Raw genomic sequence first — 16,693 nt, 5'->3', positions numbered from 1 at the left:
ACTCGTCAGGTCGTCATGGGGTTGCGGCTCCTCGACGCTCCGACGACTCGGCGGTCAGAGGAGGCGGCGGTCCGTGGCCCAGCGGGTCAGCTCGTGCCGCGAGGAGAGCTGCAGCTTGCGGAGCACGCTGGACACGTGCGTCTCGACGGTCTTCACCGAGATGAAAAGCTCGCTGGCCACCTCCTTGTAGGAGTACCCGCGCGCGATCAGCCGCATCACCTCACGCTCGCGCTCGCTGAGCCGGTCGAGGTCCTCGTCGACCTGCGCGACCTCGATGGACCCCGCGAACGCGTCGAGGACGAAACCGGCGAGCCGTGGTGAGAACACCGCGTCCCCCTCGGCGACCCGGCCGATCGCGTCGACCAGCTCCGGGCCGGTGATCGACTTGGTGACGTAGCCGCGCGCACCGGCGCGGATCGTGCCGATCACGTCCTCGGCGGCGTCGGACACCGACAGCGCCAGGAACTTGGTCTCGGGGACCCGGCTCGCGACCCGGCGCATCACCTCGCCACCCCCACCACCGGGCAGGTGCACGTCGAGCAGCACGACCTCGGGCCTGAGCTTCAGCACCGCGTCGACGGCCTGGTCGACGTCCTCCGCCTCCCCGAGCACGTCCACGGCGCCCTCGATCTCGGCACGGACGCCCCTGCGGAACATCGCGTGGTCGTCGACGACCACGACGCTGCGCCGGGCGGTTCGGGTGGGTGCTGCCATCAGGCGTCCTCTTCTGCGTTCGGTGCGGTGCCGGCGGCGCTGCTCGATCCCGGGCCGCCGGTGGGGGTCTGGAGTGAGAGCCGGACCTCGGTGCCCTCTCCGGGCCGGGTCCGAATCTCCACGGTGCCGCCGTGCCGGAGCATGCGGTCGCGGATGCTGTTGCGCACCCCGAGCCGGTCCTGGGCGACGGCGTCCTGGTCGAAACCGCGACCACGGTCGCGCACGAACACGTCGATCCGGCTGTCCCCGCACTCGGCGAACACGTCGACCTTGTCGGCGCCGGAGTGCTTGGCCGCGTTGACCATCGCCTCGCGGGCGGCGAGCACCAGCGGGCGGCGTCGCTCGTCGACGGCGACGTCTCCGACGGTGACCACCTCGACGGGTACGCCGAAGGCGTCCTCCACCTCCGCGGCGCCCGCCCGCAGCGCGGCCGCGACCGAGGTCTCGGGGTGGGCGTCCTCGCCGTACAGCCAGCCGCGCAGGTCCCGCTCCTGCGCCCGGGCGAGCTTGGAGACGGTGCGTCCGTCGTCGGCGTGCTTCTGGATCAGCGCCAGGGTCTGCAGCACCGAGTCGTGAAGGTGGGCGGCGACGTCGGCACGCTCCTGCGAGCGGATCCGCTCGGCGCGCTCCTCCGACAGGTCGCCGGCGAGCCGGAACACCCAGGGCCCCACCATCAGCGCCAGCCCGACGACGCCGAGCCCGCCCGCCACCAGCACGTCGCGAGCCACGCCGAGCTGACCGCTCTGCACCGCGAAGAGCGCCATGGCGGCGATCAGCAGGGCGACGCCGGCGGCCAGGCGTGCGTACGACGCCAGCCCGCCGCGGCCGACGACGGCGCGGATCAGGTCGATCCGGCCGGTGCTGTCGATCCAGCGCTCGCGCTGCGCCTCGTCGGCCTGCCACCACAGCACGCCGAGGCCGAGGACGCCGAGGAGCACCGGCCAGAACATGAACGAGTCACCGAACCAGTCCTGCAGCAGGAACACCACTCCCAGTGCGAGCACCAGCATGGCCACCAGCGGCCCCGCATCGGTGAGCCGACCGGTCCGGCCCTGGCGCTTGCCCTGACGGGTGGCTGCCTCCACGCCCGGGCTGGCCTGTTCCAGGTGCGGCCCGATCGGCAGGATCATCCAGAAGGCGGCGTACAGAGCCAGCCCGAACCCACCCAACGCGGCCGCCACGATGAACGCGATGCGCACGTGCAGCGGTTCGAGGCCGAGATGCTCGGCCAGGCCGCCGGCGACCCCGCCGAGCATCCGGTCGTCGGCGGACCGGCTGGCACGACGGACCGGCCGCACCGGCTCGGGGCCAGGGGCGGTCCGGGTGCCGGCCTCGGGCGCCGGGAAGGACATGGTTCTGCTCATCGTCGGGGTCCCCGCGGCGTCGGGAGCGCAGCGAGCGAGGTCGTGGGGTGATTCATCGTGTCCCAATCGTCACACAGCGCGGGCGCCCGAACCATGAGTGGCGACCCTGACCGGACCCTGAAGGATCCGGCCGCCGTACCCGGCGGTTTCAGGGCCTTCCCCGATGGTGCGAAACCACCTGCGCGACCAGGATTGCTGCCATGACCGAGACTCCTCAGCAGCAGGACACCAACCCCGGCACCGGGTTCGACCGGGACGCCCTGCGCAGCTTCGAGCGGCTCCGCCGCAGCACCACCGACCGCAAGATCGCCGGTGTCGCGGGCGGCCTGGGCCGTCACCTCAACATCGACCCCACCATCCTGCGCGTGCTCTTCGTCGTGCTGGTCTTCTTCGGCGGTGCCGGGCTGCTCCTCTACGGCGCGGCCTGGCTGCTCATCCCCGAGGAGGGCTCCGACGAGGCCACGATCAGCACCAGCCCCTCCACCCGCAACACCGTCCTGATCGTGGTCGGCGTGCTCGCCGCGGTGCTCCTGATCGGCGACTCGTGGGGCGGCTTCGGGTTCCCGTGGCCGCTGGCGATCATCGCCCTCGTGGTCGTGCTGTTCATGGTGAACCGCGACCGTCCGAGCGGCTCCGCGCCGTCCAGCTCGCCCCCCGTCGGGAGCGGGCAGACCGAGGGACAGTCCTCGGGCTGGGTGAGCGACACCGGAACGACGTACGCCGCCCCCACCTACGGCGGCCAGTCCGACAGCACGACCTACGCCGGACCGTCGTACACCGACACCGGTTACGACGTCCCCACGGGTCCGCCGAGCGGTCCCACGTCGTGGGCACCTGCCTACACCCCAGCGCCGGCTCCCCGGCCGTCGAAGAAGGACCGCGGCCCCAAGCTGTTCGGCTTCACCCTCGCGATCATCGCACTGGCTCTGGGCGTGCTCGGCCTGGTCGACGCGTCCGGCGTGCCGGTCCTCGACGCGGCCTACCCGGCGCTGGCTCTCGCCGTCATCGGCGCGATGCTGGTCGTGGGTGCCTACGTCGGGCGTCCCGGCGGGCTGATCTTCCTGGGCATCATCGCGTCCCTGGCGCTGGCCGCGGCCAGTACGGCCGGGGAGTACGGCTGGGACGAGCCCGACCGGCTCTACGCGCCCACCACGGCGGCGGCAGCGGCGGGCATCCAGGACTACGACTTCTTCGCCGGTTCGACCACGGTCGACCTGACCCAGGTCTCCGACCTGGAGAACCTCGACGGCGACACCATCGACATCGATGCGTGGGCAGGCGAGATCCGCGTGATCGTGCCGGAGGGCCTCGACGTGGACGTGAACGCCAGCATCGACGGCGGCGGCGAGATCGAGGTGGCCGGCGTGCGAGACGACGGCCGGTCCCCGGTTGTCATCGAGTCGATCGACGGCGGTGACGACGTCCCCGCAATGCAGCTCGACATCGACCTCAACTTCGGCAGCATCGACGTCCGACAGGAGAACGCGGCATGAAGACGCACCCACTGAACGTGAGCTACCTGGTGATCGGCCTGGTGTTCCTGGCCATCTCGGGCTCCTGGGCCCTCCGCGAGCTCGGCGTGATCGACACCGCGGACGTGAGCTGGCTCGGCCCGGTCGCGCTGATCCTCGCTGGCGGCGTCGGCCTCGCCGCCGCGGTAGCCAAGGGAGCCAAGCGCAACGGCGCGTCCTCGTCGTACGAGTCGGACTACCAGCCGAGGTACGACCCGCCGTTGCCGCAGGACTACACCAGCGACATCGACCGCAAGCTCGACGAGGCACAGACCACCGTCGTCACCACGACGGCGGCGGACGCGCCCGGGGACGACGACGCGACCGACACGACCGTGATCCGCACGGAGCAGGACGACCAGAAGGAAGAGAACCGATGACCGAGCCCATGCACCAGCCCAGCTACAGCCCGCCGAAGCGGCTGACCCGCAGCCGCGACGACCGCTGGCTCGGCGGCGTCTGCGCCGGAGTCGGTGAGTACGCCGGGATCGACGCGAACCTGGTCCGGCTGCTCGTCGTGGTCGGCGCGCTGTTCAGCTTCGGCACCCTGTTCGTCGCCTACATCATCGCCTGGGTGCTGATGCCCGAGCAGTGACCGGTCCCCCACCCCGATTCGTCCGCGGTCCCGAGCCTTCACCGGCGAGGTGACCGCGGGCGAATCGCCGTCTGTGCACGGGTAATTGAGGTGCGGCTGTCGGTCCGCGTCCATACCGTTGGTGGAGTGCGCCACCTGCCTCTAGCCGACCCCGGGACTGCCGACCACCGCTCTCCCGGTCGCTACCTGTGGTGGCTGATGAAGGGCCAGTGGCACACGCTCCTGGGCGGAATGCTCTTCGGCATCATCTGGATGGTCTGCCAGGCCGTGATGCCGGCCGTCATCGGACACGCGATCGACGACGGCATCGCCGCGAAGGACACCAGCTCGCTGGTCCAGTGGACGCTGGCGATGACCGCCATCGGCATCCTGCAGGCGGTGTCCGGGATCATCCGGCACCGGTTCGCGGTCACCAACTGGCTGACCGCGGCCTACCGCACCGTCCAGCTCGTGGCCCGCCAGGCGACGCACCTCGGCGCCACGCTGCCCAAACGAGTGGCCACCGGCGAGGTCGTCGCGATCGGCACCAACGACCTGGCACACCTGGGCAACGCCATGGACGTCACCGCCCGTGCCGCGGGCGCCGTCGTGTCGTTCCTGGTGGTCGCCGCCATCCTGCTCAACGCCTCGGTCACGCTCGGCCTGGTCGTGCTGATCGGCGTCCCGGTGCTGCTGCTGCTGATCGGCCCGTTGCTCAAGCCGCTGCAACGGCGCAACATGGCGCAGCGCGAGATGATGGGCCAGCTCTCCAACCTGGCCACCGACATCGTCAGCGGGCTGCGCATCCTGCGTGGCATCGGTGGCGAGCGGGTCTTCCACGAGCGTTACGTCCGCGACTCCCAGAAGGTCCGCCTCGCCGGGGTCAAGGTCGGCCGGCTGCAGTCCCTCCTCGACGCCTTCCAGGTGCTCCTGCCGGGTGTCTTCGTGGTGGTCGTCGTCTGGATCGGCGCCCGGTTCGCCGTGCAGGGCCGCATCAGCGCGGGCGAGCTGGTCGCCTTCTACGGCTACGCCGCGTTCCTGATGATCCCACTGCGCACGGCGACCGAGTTCGCCAACAAGTGGATCCGCGCGTTCGTGGCCGCCCGCCGCGTCGTGCGCGTGCTCTCGCTCGAGCCGGAGGTCACCGACCCCGACCAGTCCTACCCCGAGCCGCCGGTCGGCGCCGAGCTGGTCGACGTCGAGAGCGGCCTGCGGGTCGACCCCGGCGTGGTGACGGCTCTGGTCTCCGACCGGCCCGAGGAGACCGCGCGGATCGCGGACCGGCTCGGCCACTACGCGCCCGGTGAGGTGCGGTGGGGCGACGTGCCGCTAGCCGGTCTCCCCCGCGACGTCGTACGCCGCCGCATCGTGGTATCCGACCCCGACAGCACGCTGTTCTCCGGCACGCTGCGCGAGGCACTCGACATCCGCGACCGTGGCGACGGCGACCTGCTCGCCGCCCTGCACACCGCTTCCGCGGAGGACGTCCTCGAGGCGCTCGCCGAGGGCCTCGACGCCCCGGTCACCGAGCGCGGCCGCTCCTTCTCCGGCGGCCAGCGCCAGCGGCTCGTGCTCACCCGCGTCCTGGCCGCCGACCCCGAGGTGCTCGTCCTGGTCGAGCCGACATCGGCGGTCGACGCGCACACCGAGGCGCGGATCGCCTCCCGGCTGCGACAGCACCGGGCCGGTCGCACCACGGTCGTCACCACGACGAGCCCCCTGCTGCTCGACCGCGTCGACCGGGTGGCGTTCGTCCGCGACGGGGCGGTGGTGGCGGTCGGCCGACACCGCGACCTGCTGCGCGACCTGCCGGGCTACCGCGCCGTCGTCACCCGCGAGATCGGGGAGGAGGTGTCCCACCCGTGAGCACATCCGTCCTGCCCGTTGCCGACGGGCGTCACGTCGGCCGTTACGTCATGTCGCTGGCCAGGCGCTACCCACGACTGGTCTGGGGGGCGGCCGCCCTGCACATCGCGGCTGCGCTCGCCGCGCTGGCCGCGCCGCGACTGCTGGGCGACCTCGTCGAGGACGTCCAGCAGGGCACCACCGTGGCGGCGATCGACCGCACCATCGTGATGCTGGCCGGGTTCCTGCTGCTGCAGACCGTGCTCACCCGCTACGCGCGGTTCCTGTCGTTCATCGCCGGCGAGCGGGTGCTCGCCGAACTGCGCGAGGACTTCGTCGAGAACACCCTCGCGCTGCCGGTGGGCATCGTCGAGTCGGCCGGCAGCGGCGACCTGCTCACCCGCACCTCACGTGACGTCGAGCAGCTCGGCTGGTCGGTGCGCTGGGCCCTGCCCGAGTGGCTGATCGCGGTGATCACCGCGGTCCTGACCTTCACCGCCGCATTGCTGGTCGGCTGGTGGGTGCTGATCCCGTGTGCGCTGGGCGTCCCGCCGCTGGTGGTCGGCCTGCGCTGGTATCTCGCCCGCGCCAAGGACGGCTACCTGCGCGAGAGCGAGTCCTACTCGGTGATGAACGCCTCGCTCACCGAGACCGTCGAGGGCGCTCGCACGGTCGAGGCGCTCGGCCTCGGCCCCCGCCGCCGGGCCCGGATCGACCGCGACATCTCCGGCTCCTACTCGGCCGAGCGCTACACGCTGTTCCTGCGCACGGTGTTCTTCCCCTCGGTCGAGGTCGCCTACCTGATCCCGACCGTCGCCACCCTGCTGTTCGGCGGCTGGCTCTACACCCAGGGTTCGGTGTCGCTTGGCGACGTGACCGCGGCCGTGCTCTACGTGCAGATGCTCATCGACCCGGTGGACCGCATCGTCAGCATCCTCGACGAGCTGCAGGTCGGGTCCGCGTCTTTGGCCCGGCTCCTCGGCGTTGCCCACGTGCCCGACGACCGGGAGACCACCGGGCGGGTGCCGACCGGGGAGAAGATCGACGCCGAGGACGTCCGATTCTCCTACGTCGACGGCCGCGACGTGCTGCACGGGGTCGACCTGTCCGTCGGGGTCGGCGAACGCATCGCCATGGTCGGTCCGTCCGGCGCCGGCAAGTCGACGCTCGGCCGGCTCCTCGCGGGCATCCACCCGCCCCGCACCGGCTCGGTGACCGTGGGCGGCGTCGGGCTGACCGAGTTGCCGCTGACTGACCTGCGGGGACACGTCGCCCTGGTGACGCAGGAGCACCACGTCTTCGTGGGCACGATCAGGGACAACCTCGCGCTGGCCGTCGACGCGACGGCCACCGACGACCAGCTCATCGCCGCGCTGGACGCCGTCGACGCCCGCGAGTGGGTCGAGGAGCTTCCCGACGGGCTCGACACGGTCGTGGGCTCCGGTGGTCGCAACCTCACTCCACCCCAGGCCCAGCAGGTCGCGCTCGCCCGGCTGGTGCTGGCCGACCCGCACACCCTGGTGCTCGACGAGGCGACCTCGCTGATCGACCCGCGGGCCGCCCGCCACCTGGAACGCTCGCTGGCCGCGGTGCTGCACGGACGCACCGTGATCGCGATCGCGCACCGGCTGTTCAGCGCGCACGACGCCGACCGGGTCGCGGTCGTCGAGGACGGCCGGATCACCGAGTTCGGCTCCCACGACGAGCTGGTCGAGCACGGCGGCTCCTACGCCGCGCTCTGGAGGTCCTGGCAGTCGTAGGACACCTAGTCCAGGGCGAGTGAGCGGGTGATGTCCCCGGCCGGGGCGGTGCGCGCGTGCGCGTACCCGGTTCCCGCCCACAGGTGCGCGGCCTGCTTGTCACCCGCCGCCACCGCTGCTGCCCGCAGCGGGGCGGTGAGGTGGTGGAGATGGGGATAACCCGGCGGAGCGTCCGCGTGTTCGGCCATGAATCGGTTGGCGAGGCCGCGCGCCCACCGGCCCGTGAACGCCCTGGTCACAGCGGTCTCCGTGAACGCCGGGTCGGCGAGTGCCTCCCGATGGACCGGGTTGGTGCCTGCCTCGTCCGCCAGCAGGTACGCCGTTCCCACCTGCGCCGCGATTGCGCCCCGGGAGGTCAGCGAGGTCACCCCGGCCGCGTCGTACACGCCACCGCCCGCGACGACCTGCACGTCGACCACGGCGACGACCGCGGACACCAGATCGTGGAGCGGCGTCGGGTCCGGGTCCGCTGCCTGGTCCCACGTACCCCGGTGCCCGCCGGCGTGCGGGCCCTGGACGGACAGGGAGGCGGCACCGCGGGCGACGGCCTCCCGGCCCTCGGCGACCGATGTCACGGTGACCGAGGAGAGCACGCCCCGGCCGGTCAGCCGCCGGAGAACCTCGGCGTCCGGGCAGCCGAACGTGAACGACACGACGTCCGGGCGTACGTCGAGCACCAGGTCGATCTTGGCCTGCCAGTGGTCGTCGTCCCACCGCGCATCCCCGAGGTCGGCACCGAGACGAGCAGCATCGGGCTCCAGGAAGCGCCGGTAGGCCTCCAGCGCAACGGGATCGGGTTCGTAGTGGGCGACCACGAACAGGTTCAGGCCGAAGGGTGCTGTCGTGGCGGCACGCACCTCGGCGACCTCGGCGGCGACCGCCTCGGGGGTCTTGTAGCCGGCGGCCAGGAAGCCGAGACCGCCCGCTCCCGAGACCGCGGCGGTCAGCGCGGGCGTGGAGGGGCCACCGCCCATGGGCGCGCCGATCACCGGCAGCGCCAGCTCGCGCAGATCCAGCACGACGTCAGGCTATCCGCGCGCCACTCCCTCACCTCCGGCCGAGCAAACTCGTCAGAGATTTCCGCCGCGGACCGATGACCTCCCGGGACCGCACGGGTCTACACATCAGGAGCAACGCAGAGGGACTCGTAGGGAGGTCGTCATGGCAGCATCGCTGGTCATCGCGGACGAGCGTGGCAGCTACACCACGGTGCGACACCCTCACAACGGCTACTACGCCGGCGACTTCGGCTCCCGCCCGGAGGCCATGGCACACACCGGTGCGCGGCCCGCTCTCGAAGAGACAGTGACCGCATGGGACGCCAGCCGCTGGATGGGTCCGTGGACCCGATGAGCACCCCCGGCGCTATCCCGAGGCCGCACCACCACGGTGCCGCGCGACCCGCTCGCGCACCGCGGGCGCCACTTCCGCCGCGAACCGCTGCAGCTGCCTGACGGGATCCTCGGAGGGACCGAACACGAAGGTGTCCATCCCGTGCTCTACCGACAGCTCGGTGAGCTCGTCGACCCACTGCGCAACGCCGCCCTGGAGGAAGCCTCCCGTGCCGTCGATCTTGCCCCACACGTTGTAGATCCGGGCGATCCCGGAAGGGTCGCGGCCAGCGGCGACGGCCGCCTCGTCGATGCGCGCATGCATGTCCGGCAGCTTGTCGGGGGTGGCCCACCCGCTCGAGGGCACCCAGCCGTCTGCGGTGCGGCCGACCAGGGCCAGGGTCCGGGGGCCGCCGACGCCTAGCCAGATGCCGATCGGGTGCACTGGCGGCGGCCCCGGCTTCACACCGGCCAGCCGGTAGTGGTGGCCGTCGAAGCGGACCGATGGCTGGTCCGACCACATCAGCCGGATGACCTCGATGGCCTCCACGAGTGCGTCGACCGCCTCCTTCGGGGACCGCCGTGCACCGCCCATCGCCTCGACCGCCTCCCAGAACGCCCCCGCACCGAGCCCGAGCTCGAAACGCCCGTCGGAAAGCACGTCGAGGCTGGCGGCCGCCTTGGCGGTCACGGCGGGCGGGCGCAGCGGCAGGTTGGCCACGTCCGGGAAGACGCGCACGCGTTCGGTTCTGGCGAGCACGGTCGCCATCAGCATCCACGTGTCGAGGAAACGGCGCTGGTACGGGTGGTCCTGGATGCCGACGTACTCGAGTCCCTCCTGGTCGGCCACCCGTGCCAACGTGAGGACCTCGTCGAGCTTCCCCGCCTCGGGCGTCGGGAACACGCCGAAGCCCAGCCCTCGCCCGTAGTCCGGCATCGGCCCTCCTACCAGTGCGGTCCGCGTCCCGCTCGACGACCCGACGGGCTCCTGCCGATCACGCTAGGCGTCCGCCGGATATCCGGCCAGGGCTTCCAGACTGTCCGCTGCCTCCGACGTAGGCGAGGTCTTGGGAGGATGAGCGGGTGGCCGGATCAGGCATCACCGACTTCTTCGGGCTGGTCGACCAGCTCCCCGAGGTCACCCGGGAGGACCGTGGCCGCTATTGGCGGGTCGCGGTCGCCGGCCAGACCTTCGGCTATCTCTGGGAGCCGACCCGCACCGTCGGTCTCAAGCAGACCGTCGCCGAACAGCTCGCTCTGGTGGCAGAGCGCCCCGAGACGTTCGAGGTGCAGTTCACCGCGGGTACCTTCGGCTGGGTCGTGGTCCGGCTGGACGGCGTCGAGCGTGATGAGCTGGCCGAGCTCACCTTCGAGGCGTGGCGGCTCACCGCGCCGGCCGGGCTGGTCGACCGCCGCGGGGACCGGCTGCCGCGCTGACCGGCCTGCCAGCCCGAGGCATCTGCACGGAAACTTCACGGGTCCCACACGGCTTTTGTCCTGTCGGGCCGTACCGCGGCTTCTACCCTCACCATGTGGGCACAAGGGTTCTCGTCGTCGAGGACGAGCCGGTGATCAACCAAGCCGTCGCGGAGCGGCTGGTCGCGGAGGGCTTCGACGTCCGTCAGGCGTACGACGGTCCGACGGCCGTCGACGTCGCGGAGACGTGGGAGCCGGACGCGCTCGTGCTCGATGTGATGCTGCCCGGCTTCGACGGGCACGAGGTGTGCCGGAGGGTGCAGGCTCGACGACCCGTGCCGGTGCTGATGCTCACCGCCCGCGACGACGAGACGGACGTGCTGGTAGGCCTCGGCGTCGGCGCGGACGACTACCTCACCAAGCCGTTCAGCATGCGCGAGCTGGTAGCCCGGGTCCGCGTGCTGCTGCGCCGCGTGGAGCGCGCCGCCGAGCTGTTCCGCGGCGAGACCGGCGACCTCCGGGTGGGCGACCTGCACATCGACCGCTCCGGGCGGCGCGTCCGGGTGGCCGCGTCCGACGTACACCTGACGCCGACGGAGTTCGACCTGCTCGCCCGGCTGGCCGCCGAGCCGGGAACCGTGCTGAGCCGGGAGGACCTCATGCGCGACGTCTGGGGCTGGTCCGACCCGGCCGCGGCCCGCACCGGTACCCGCACGGTGGACAGCCACGTGCGCAGCCTGCGGGCCAAGATCGGCGCGGGACGGGTCCGGACGGTGCACGGGGTGGGCTACGCGCTCGAGCACGCCCCTGGCGAGACGAGTCCACGATGAGGCCGCTCGACGGGTTCCGCTCGATCAAGCTCAAGCTGGGTGCGCTGGTCTCCGCCACCGTCGCGCTGACCGCCGTGCTGGCGACCGTCGCGACGGAGCGCGGGGTGAGCCCCTGGCTGACCGTCCCGGTGTCGGTGGCGGTCGCGCTGGCGTTGACCCAGTTCCTGGCCCGCGGCATGACTTCGCCGCTCCGGGAGATGACCGCCGCAGCCCGGGTGATGGCCTCCGGCGACTACTCGCGCCCGGTCACAGCGACCAGCAACGACGAGGTCGGCGAGCTGGCCCGGTCCTTCAACTCGATGGCGGTCGCGCTGGCCCGCGTGGACCGGCAGCGCCGCGACCTCGTGGCGAACGTCTCCCACGAGCTCCGCACCCCGGTCTCGGCGCTGCGCGCCCTGCTGGAGAACCTCGTCGACGGGGTCGTGCAGCCTGACGCCGAGCGGCTGCAGGTGGCGCTGCAGCAGACCGAGCGGCTCGGCCGACTGGTCGCCGACCTGCTCGACCTGTCCCGCGTCGACGCCGGGCTGAGCCGGCTCGACCCCGTCCCGCTCGAGGTCGCGCCGTTCCTCGAGGAGGTCGTCGCGGAGGCACAGCTCGGTGAGCGACCGGTCGGCTTCCGGGTGGAGGTGGCCCCGCCCGACCTGGTGATCGAGGCCGATCGGGCCAGGCTGCACCAGCTGCTGGCCAACCTGCTCGACAACGCCGGACGGCACAGCCCGCCGGCGGGCACCGTTCACGTCCGCGCCTATCCCACCGCGGGCGGCACCGTGCTCGAGGTGGCCGACCAGGGGCCGGGCATCCCGCCCGAGGAGCGGCAGGCGGCCTTCGAACGCTTCACCACCGGCAGCGGCCGCGACGACGGTGGCACCGGTCTGGGTCTGGCCATCGCCCGGTGGGTCACCGACCTGCACGGCGGCTCGATCGAGGTCGTCGACAGCGCCACCGGCGCGATGGTGCGGGCCCGGATCCCGCATCAACCCGCCCCCGAGCCTTCCCGCATCGTTCACGAGGAGCACGCATGACCACCCCAGCCGTCCCCGTCAGCTCGGCGCCCCCCGCCCTCGACTCCCTCTTCGGCGACCTGTGGCCCGATGCCGCGACACGGTCGCGGCCGCGCGTGCTCGCCGCGGCGCTCGGCGTCGGGCTCGTTGCCGCTCTCGTCCTCCCCTACCGCGACGCCGGGGTCGGCACGACGCTCGTGCTGCTCGCTGTCGGCGGCACCGCGTTCGCCGTCTCCCGTCGTACGACGTTCTCCACGGTCTGCTTCGGCCTGGCCGTCGCCCTGGTGGCGATGTTCACGCTGCGCGACGCCGTCTGGATCGGGGTGCTCTCCCTGCTCGCCGCCGCGGTGCTGGGTTGCGTCGCGCTCGTCGACGCCCGGACCGTCGGCGCGATGCTCGCGGCCGGCTTCGCCCCTCCGCTGGCAGTCGTCAGGGGGCTGCCCTGGCTCAACCGGACGGTGCGCGGCGCCGGCCGGCTCGCCGAGCTGTGGCCCGCCCTCCGCACGGCCGGCCTCTCGCTGCTGCTGCTCGTCGTCTTCGGGGCCCTGTTCGCCTCCGCGGACGCCCTGTTCGCGGAGTGGGCGGACGCCGTCGTGCCGGACCTGAGCGTCGACTCCTTGGCCCTGCGGGCGTTCGTGCTGGTGGCGGTCGGAGCCGCGACGCTGGCTGCGTCGTACGTCGCGATCAACCCGCCCCGCGTGGAGCGCCTCTCGGCGGGCGACGACCGGCCGGTGGAGCGGGCGTTCGAGTGGCTGGTGCCCGTCGGGCTGGTGCTGGCGCTCTACGTCGGCTTCGTCGCGGCGCAGGCGACGGTGATGTTCGGCGGTCACGACTACCTTCGCCGTACTACCGGGCTCACCTATGCCGAGCACGTGCACCAGGGGTTCGGACAGATGACTGTCGCCACCGTGCTGACCCTCGCGGTCGTCGCCGTCGCGGCCCGCAAGGCTCCGCGGCAGGACGCGCGCCAGCGGTTGTTGCTCCGGCTGGTCCTGGGCGCACTGTGCGTCCTCACACTGGTCGTGGTCGCTTCGGCGTTGTACCGGATGAACCTCTACGAGGACACCTACGGCCTCACCCAGCTGCGCCTGCTGGTGGCTGTGTTCGAGGGCTGGCTGGGCCTCGTCGTCCTGCTCGTGATGGCGGCCGGGCTCCGGCTGCACGGGCGCTGGCTTCCACGTGCCGTGGTGCTCACCGGCGCGGCCACCCTGCTCGGTCTCGGGATCCTCAATCCGGACGGGTACGTCGCCGGGCGCAACGTGCAGCGGTACGTCGAGACCGGGAAGGCCGACTGGTCCTACCTCGGCGGCCTCTCCGCGGACGCCGTACCCGCGCTGCAGACGTTGCCGGCCGATGCGCAGGCGTGTGTGCTCGGCCCGGTCTCGTACGACGACGACTGGCTGGAGTGGAACCTGGGCCGGTCTCGCGCGGGCGACGTCACCCCGGACGCTGCCGCCGGCTGCCCGTCCGAGTAGTCGTGCCCGAATCTGGGCGGATGGTTGAACGGCTCTTCGTCTACGGCACCCTGGCCCCCGGCGGCCCCAACGAGCACGTGCTGGCCGACGTGCCCGGCAGCTGGGAGCCGGCGACGGTCGCCGGCACGCTGCTGCAACGGGGCTGGGGTGCTGTGGTCGGTTACCCCGGCATCGTCCTCGGTGGCGGCGCCGGGGAGGAGGTGCGCGGTCTGCTGTTCAGCTCCGAGGAACTGCACGAGCACTGGGAGCGTCTCGACGACTTCGAAGGTGACGGCTACGAACGCGTGCTGACGTCGGCTCGGCTGAACAGCGGGGAGATCGCGACTTCATTCGTCTACGCGGTCCGCGGGGCGTCGACGGTCTCGTGAGCTGCATCTGAGCGAGGGCGCAGGTGTCTCGCGCCGTGGCCCGGGTTGCCCTTGAGGGCTGACGTCGGCCCGGGCCTTCGCACGCCCGGACAGGTCTACAGGCTGAGCCTGGCTCGAAGCTGCTGAGTTCGCGCGGCGAGGTTCTCGCGTTCTCGGAGGGTCCACCGCAGGAGCTGCATCATGCTCGTCGAGGCTGTGCCTATCCCGCATCGCGCTGGTACGTGCGTACACGGGTGGGCGGACAATCACGCCGGCTCGTAGGTGCCTGACGGAGTCGCTCGAGTCCAACTCCGCTCCAGACTTATGCCTGACGGATCGCCTCACCCGGGCACCAGTCTCCGGATCGTGCGACATCAACTCGAATGCGCGAAATCCCTGTGCACACAAGGGATTCGGGTCGGAAACTGTCGGTGCTGGCTGGTTGAGTTCGGTCATGGAGATGCTTCCGGAGTCGTCGACCAGCCCCGCCGGGGTGTTGGCCGAGGCCCGGGAGCGGGTGGCCGTCCTGACCGAGACGATGTGGGCGGCCAAGTCGGCCGACGACTTGCTGTCGGTGGCGGTGGAGCTGCAGCGGTTGCGGTCGGCGGTGGCCGCGGTGCAGGCGCGGGTGGCCACCGAGATCGCGGCCACCGACGCCGCCAAGACCGCCGGCTGGGTCTCGGCCGGTGACTACCTCACCCACGTCGCCGGTGGTCGGCGTGGGCACGGACAGCGGGTCTTGCGCACCGCCCGCGGCCTGTGCGGGGACCGGGCCGCGACGCTGGTCGCGCTGGCGGCCGGTGAGGTGTCCCCGGAGCACGCCGAGGTGATCGTCACCGTCATCGACCGGCTGCCGGTCGACCCGTCGCTGCGGGACCAGGCCGAGCGGGCGCTGCTCGACCAGGCCGCGACCCTGAACGCCTCCGAGCTGCGCCGGGCCGGCGAGCACCTGCTCGAGGTGCTGGACCCCGACGGCACCGCCCGCGCTGAGGAGGCCGCGTTGGACCGGTTGGAACGGTCCGCGCACCTGGGCCGGTTCCTCACCCTCGCCGAGGACGGACTGGGTGGGGTCCGGGTCCGCGGCCGCGGCACCGTCGAGGACGCGGGACTCATCAAGACCGCCCTGCACGCCCTCGCGGCGCCGCTGCCCGGCACCGACCCCGACTGCGGCCAGACCGGCCGGGACACCCGCGACTGCCGAGATCACGGGGCCCGGTGTTGGGACGCCCTGGTGCAGACCTGCCTCCGGGCCCAGGAGGTCGACGGGTTGCTGCCCGAGGACCACGGCGCCAAACCCCGGCTCACGCTCACCCTCAGCCTCGAGCAGCTCCGCACCGGGCTCGGTGCCGCGGTGCTGGACACCGGCGACGTCCTGTCCGCGGCCGCGGTGCGGCGGCTGGCCTGCGACGCCGAGCTCATCCCCGCCGTCCTCGGGTCGGTCGGTGAGGTGCTCGACGTCGGCCGCAGCCAACGCCTGGTCACGACCGCGATCTGGAAAGCGCTGGTGCTCCGCGACCGGCACTGCCGGTTCCCCGGCTGCCGCCGGATGCCGCTGGCCTGCGACGCCCACCACCTCCAACACTGGGCCGACGGCGGCGAAACCAGCCTGGACAACCTGGTGCTGCTCTGCCGCGCCCACCACACCCTCATCCACGCCACCCCCTGGCAGGCCCGGCTGAACCCCATCGACCGCAGACCCGAGTTCCGACCACCACCCCGACGACGCGGTGGGGAGCACCCACCCGACGACTGGATCCGCGAACCGAGATTGCGCGAGTGACGGCCTCCGGCATCGAGATCTGCTTGGTGTCCCCCACCAGGGGTTTGCGCGACGCGCACACGGCTACGACCCCGACGCGGCGCCCCCGTTCGCGTGGTGGTCGTCACTGGACGTGAGTCGTTCGACCTGACTGCCGTCGAGGCGCGCCCCGTAGATGCCCCGCCGCGGGGTCGGCCAGGGAGAAGACGATCATCCGCCCATCGGCGGAGAACCCGACGTCGAACGCGGTCTGGGCCGTGGACCCATCGGGCAGCTTCAAGGTGATCTCGGAGAGCCCTCGCCCTCGTGGACTCACGCGGTACAGCGACCCGTTCGTGCCGAACACAATGCTGCGTCCGTTCGGGGACCAGCTTGCGTAGTCGTCGGAGAACCCCACGGGGTGATCCGATGCGGCCGGCGGCCGTCGACCGGCGTGACGAACAACGCCGATCGACCGCCGGACGGGTCCGTGCGGGCAACCGAATCTGGTTTGCGCATCTGCGTGCACAGATGGTTGGCCGGCACGCGTGTGGGTACCTGGGGAGCAGCCCCTTGGCAGGAGCGGCACTCACATGACGCATTCCAGGACGCTTGCGGACGAGATGGCCGGCACAACCCGGACATCGCGTGACGGCAGCCTCCTCCCCTCGTCAGATTCATGACGATGGCATCGGAGACCGTCGGGAGACCAAGCGGGCGCGGCGTGCGGGCGTGGTCCGCATCGTGCCTGGTGATCGGGGCGATGGCGCTGGGTCTTGCTGCTGCG

At 72.0% G+C, this 16,693-nt stretch carries 16 protein-coding genes; 12 read left to right on the top strand and 4 right to left on the bottom strand.

From position 1 onward, the window contains the following. Positions 1 to 54: 54 nt before the first annotated feature. Both VFH10_RS07670 and VFH10_RS07665 read right to left on the bottom strand, forming a co-directional pair. Entirely contained in the window at positions 55 to 714 is a 660-nt protein-coding gene (locus VFH10_RS07670) for a response regulator transcription factor (RefSeq protein ID WP_325127523.1), read from the bottom strand. Continuing rightward, the gene (locus VFH10_RS07665) at positions 714 to 2,078 is read right to left on the bottom strand and encodes a PspC domain-containing protein (RefSeq protein ID WP_325127522.1); all 1,365 of its coding nucleotides are present in this window, start codon (positions 2,076 to 2,078) and stop codon (positions 714 to 716) included. The genes VFH10_RS07670 and VFH10_RS07665 overlap by 1 nt, the downstream gene beginning before the upstream one ends. Before the next feature lie 200 nt (positions 2,079 to 2,278). Between VFH10_RS07665 and VFH10_RS07660 the strand changes: the two genes are divergently transcribed. The 5 genes from VFH10_RS07660 (at position 2,279) to VFH10_RS07640 (ending at position 7,768) form a co-directional block, all read left to right on the top strand. Further along, positions 2,279 to 3,571, top strand: coding sequence for a PspC domain-containing protein (locus VFH10_RS07660; RefSeq protein ID WP_325127521.1), 1,293 nt, complete (start codon positions 2,279 to 2,281; stop codon positions 3,569 to 3,571). After that, on the top strand, positions 3,568 to 3,969 hold the full coding sequence (locus VFH10_RS07655) for a hypothetical protein (protein ID WP_325127520.1): 402 nt from the start codon (positions 3,568 to 3,570) through the stop codon (positions 3,967 to 3,969). The genes VFH10_RS07660 and VFH10_RS07655 overlap by 4 nt, the downstream gene beginning before the upstream one ends. After that, positions 3,966 to 4,184, top strand: coding sequence for a PspC domain-containing protein (locus tag VFH10_RS07650; RefSeq protein WP_325127519.1), 219 nt, complete (start codon positions 3,966 to 3,968; stop codon positions 4,182 to 4,184). The genes VFH10_RS07655 and VFH10_RS07650 overlap by 4 nt, the downstream gene beginning before the upstream one ends. A 126-nt stretch (positions 4,185 to 4,310) precedes the next feature. Then, on the top strand, positions 4,311 to 6,029 hold the full coding sequence (locus VFH10_RS07645; RefSeq protein ID WP_325127518.1) for an ABC transporter ATP-binding protein: 1,719 nt from the start codon (positions 4,311 to 4,313) through the stop codon (positions 6,027 to 6,029). Continuing rightward, the gene (locus VFH10_RS07640; protein WP_325127517.1) at positions 6,026 to 7,768 is read left to right on the top strand and encodes an ABC transporter ATP-binding protein; all 1,743 of its coding nucleotides are present in this window, start codon (positions 6,026 to 6,028) and stop codon (positions 7,766 to 7,768) included. The genes VFH10_RS07645 and VFH10_RS07640 overlap by 4 nt, the downstream gene beginning before the upstream one ends. Positions 7,769 to 7,773: 5 nt before the next feature. Here VFH10_RS07640 and VFH10_RS07635 read toward each other — a convergent pair whose 3' ends face one another. Next, a complete protein-coding gene (locus VFH10_RS07635; protein ID WP_325127516.1) occupies positions 7,774 to 8,787 on the bottom strand; it encodes a nitronate monooxygenase in 1,014 nt (337 codons plus the stop codon). Positions 8,788 to 8,929: 142 nt separating this feature from the next. Between VFH10_RS07635 and VFH10_RS07630 the strand changes: the two genes are divergently transcribed. Next, positions 8,930 to 9,121 carry a hypothetical protein gene (locus tag VFH10_RS07630; RefSeq protein WP_325127515.1) on the top strand — a complete coding sequence of 64 codons (192 nt, stop codon included), beginning with the start codon at positions 8,930 to 8,932 and terminating at the stop codon, positions 9,119 to 9,121. A gap of 12 nt (positions 9,122 to 9,133) precedes the next feature. Here VFH10_RS07630 and VFH10_RS07625 read toward each other — a convergent pair whose 3' ends face one another. Further along, a complete protein-coding gene (locus VFH10_RS07625; protein WP_325127514.1) occupies positions 9,134 to 10,036 on the bottom strand; it encodes an LLM class flavin-dependent oxidoreductase in 903 nt (300 codons plus the stop codon). A gap of 146 nt (positions 10,037 to 10,182) precedes the next feature. On the opposite strand from VFH10_RS07625, the gene VFH10_RS07620 reads away from it, so the two are divergent. From VFH10_RS07620 to VFH10_RS07595, 6 genes are all read left to right on the top strand, one after another. Beyond that, positions 10,183 to 10,536: an MmcQ/YjbR family DNA-binding protein gene (locus tag VFH10_RS07620; protein WP_325127513.1), complete on the top strand. Its 354-nt coding sequence runs from the start codon at positions 10,183 to 10,185 to the stop codon at positions 10,534 to 10,536. Between the two features lie 95 nt (positions 10,537 to 10,631). Further along, complete coding sequence (locus tag VFH10_RS07615; protein WP_325127512.1) at positions 10,632 to 11,345, top strand: response regulator transcription factor; 714 nt, start codon at positions 10,632 to 10,634, stop codon at positions 11,343 to 11,345. Further along, complete coding sequence (locus VFH10_RS07610; RefSeq protein WP_325127511.1) at positions 11,342 to 12,367, top strand: HAMP domain-containing sensor histidine kinase; 1,026 nt, start codon at positions 11,342 to 11,344, stop codon at positions 12,365 to 12,367. The genes VFH10_RS07615 and VFH10_RS07610 overlap by 4 nt, the downstream gene beginning before the upstream one ends. Further along, positions 12,364 to 13,821 carry a DUF4173 domain-containing protein gene (locus VFH10_RS07605; protein WP_325127510.1) on the top strand — a complete coding sequence of 486 codons (1,458 nt, stop codon included), beginning with the start codon at positions 12,364 to 12,366 and terminating at the stop codon, positions 13,819 to 13,821. Before VFH10_RS07610 ends, VFH10_RS07605 begins: the two co-directional genes overlap by 4 nt. 20 nt (positions 13,822 to 13,841) lie before the next feature. Then, positions 13,842 to 14,189 carry a gamma-glutamylcyclotransferase family protein gene (locus VFH10_RS07600; RefSeq protein WP_325127509.1) on the top strand — a complete coding sequence of 116 codons (348 nt, stop codon included), beginning with the start codon at positions 13,842 to 13,844 and terminating at the stop codon, positions 14,187 to 14,189. 433 nt (positions 14,190 to 14,622) lie between these two features. Next, the gene (locus VFH10_RS07595; protein ID WP_325127508.1) at positions 14,623 to 15,948 is read left to right on the top strand and encodes an HNH endonuclease signature motif containing protein; all 1,326 of its coding nucleotides are present in this window, start codon (positions 14,623 to 14,625) and stop codon (positions 15,946 to 15,948) included. Positions 15,949 to 16,693 lie beyond the last annotated feature (745 nt).

Source organism: Nocardioides sp. (genome assembly GCF_035697785.1).
Taxonomy (GTDB): Bacteria; Actinomycetota; Actinomycetes; order Propionibacteriales; family Nocardioidaceae; genus Nocardioides_B.
Note: the sequence above shows the minus strand (reverse complement) of the source record. Positions and strands in the feature narration are given on the sequence as shown.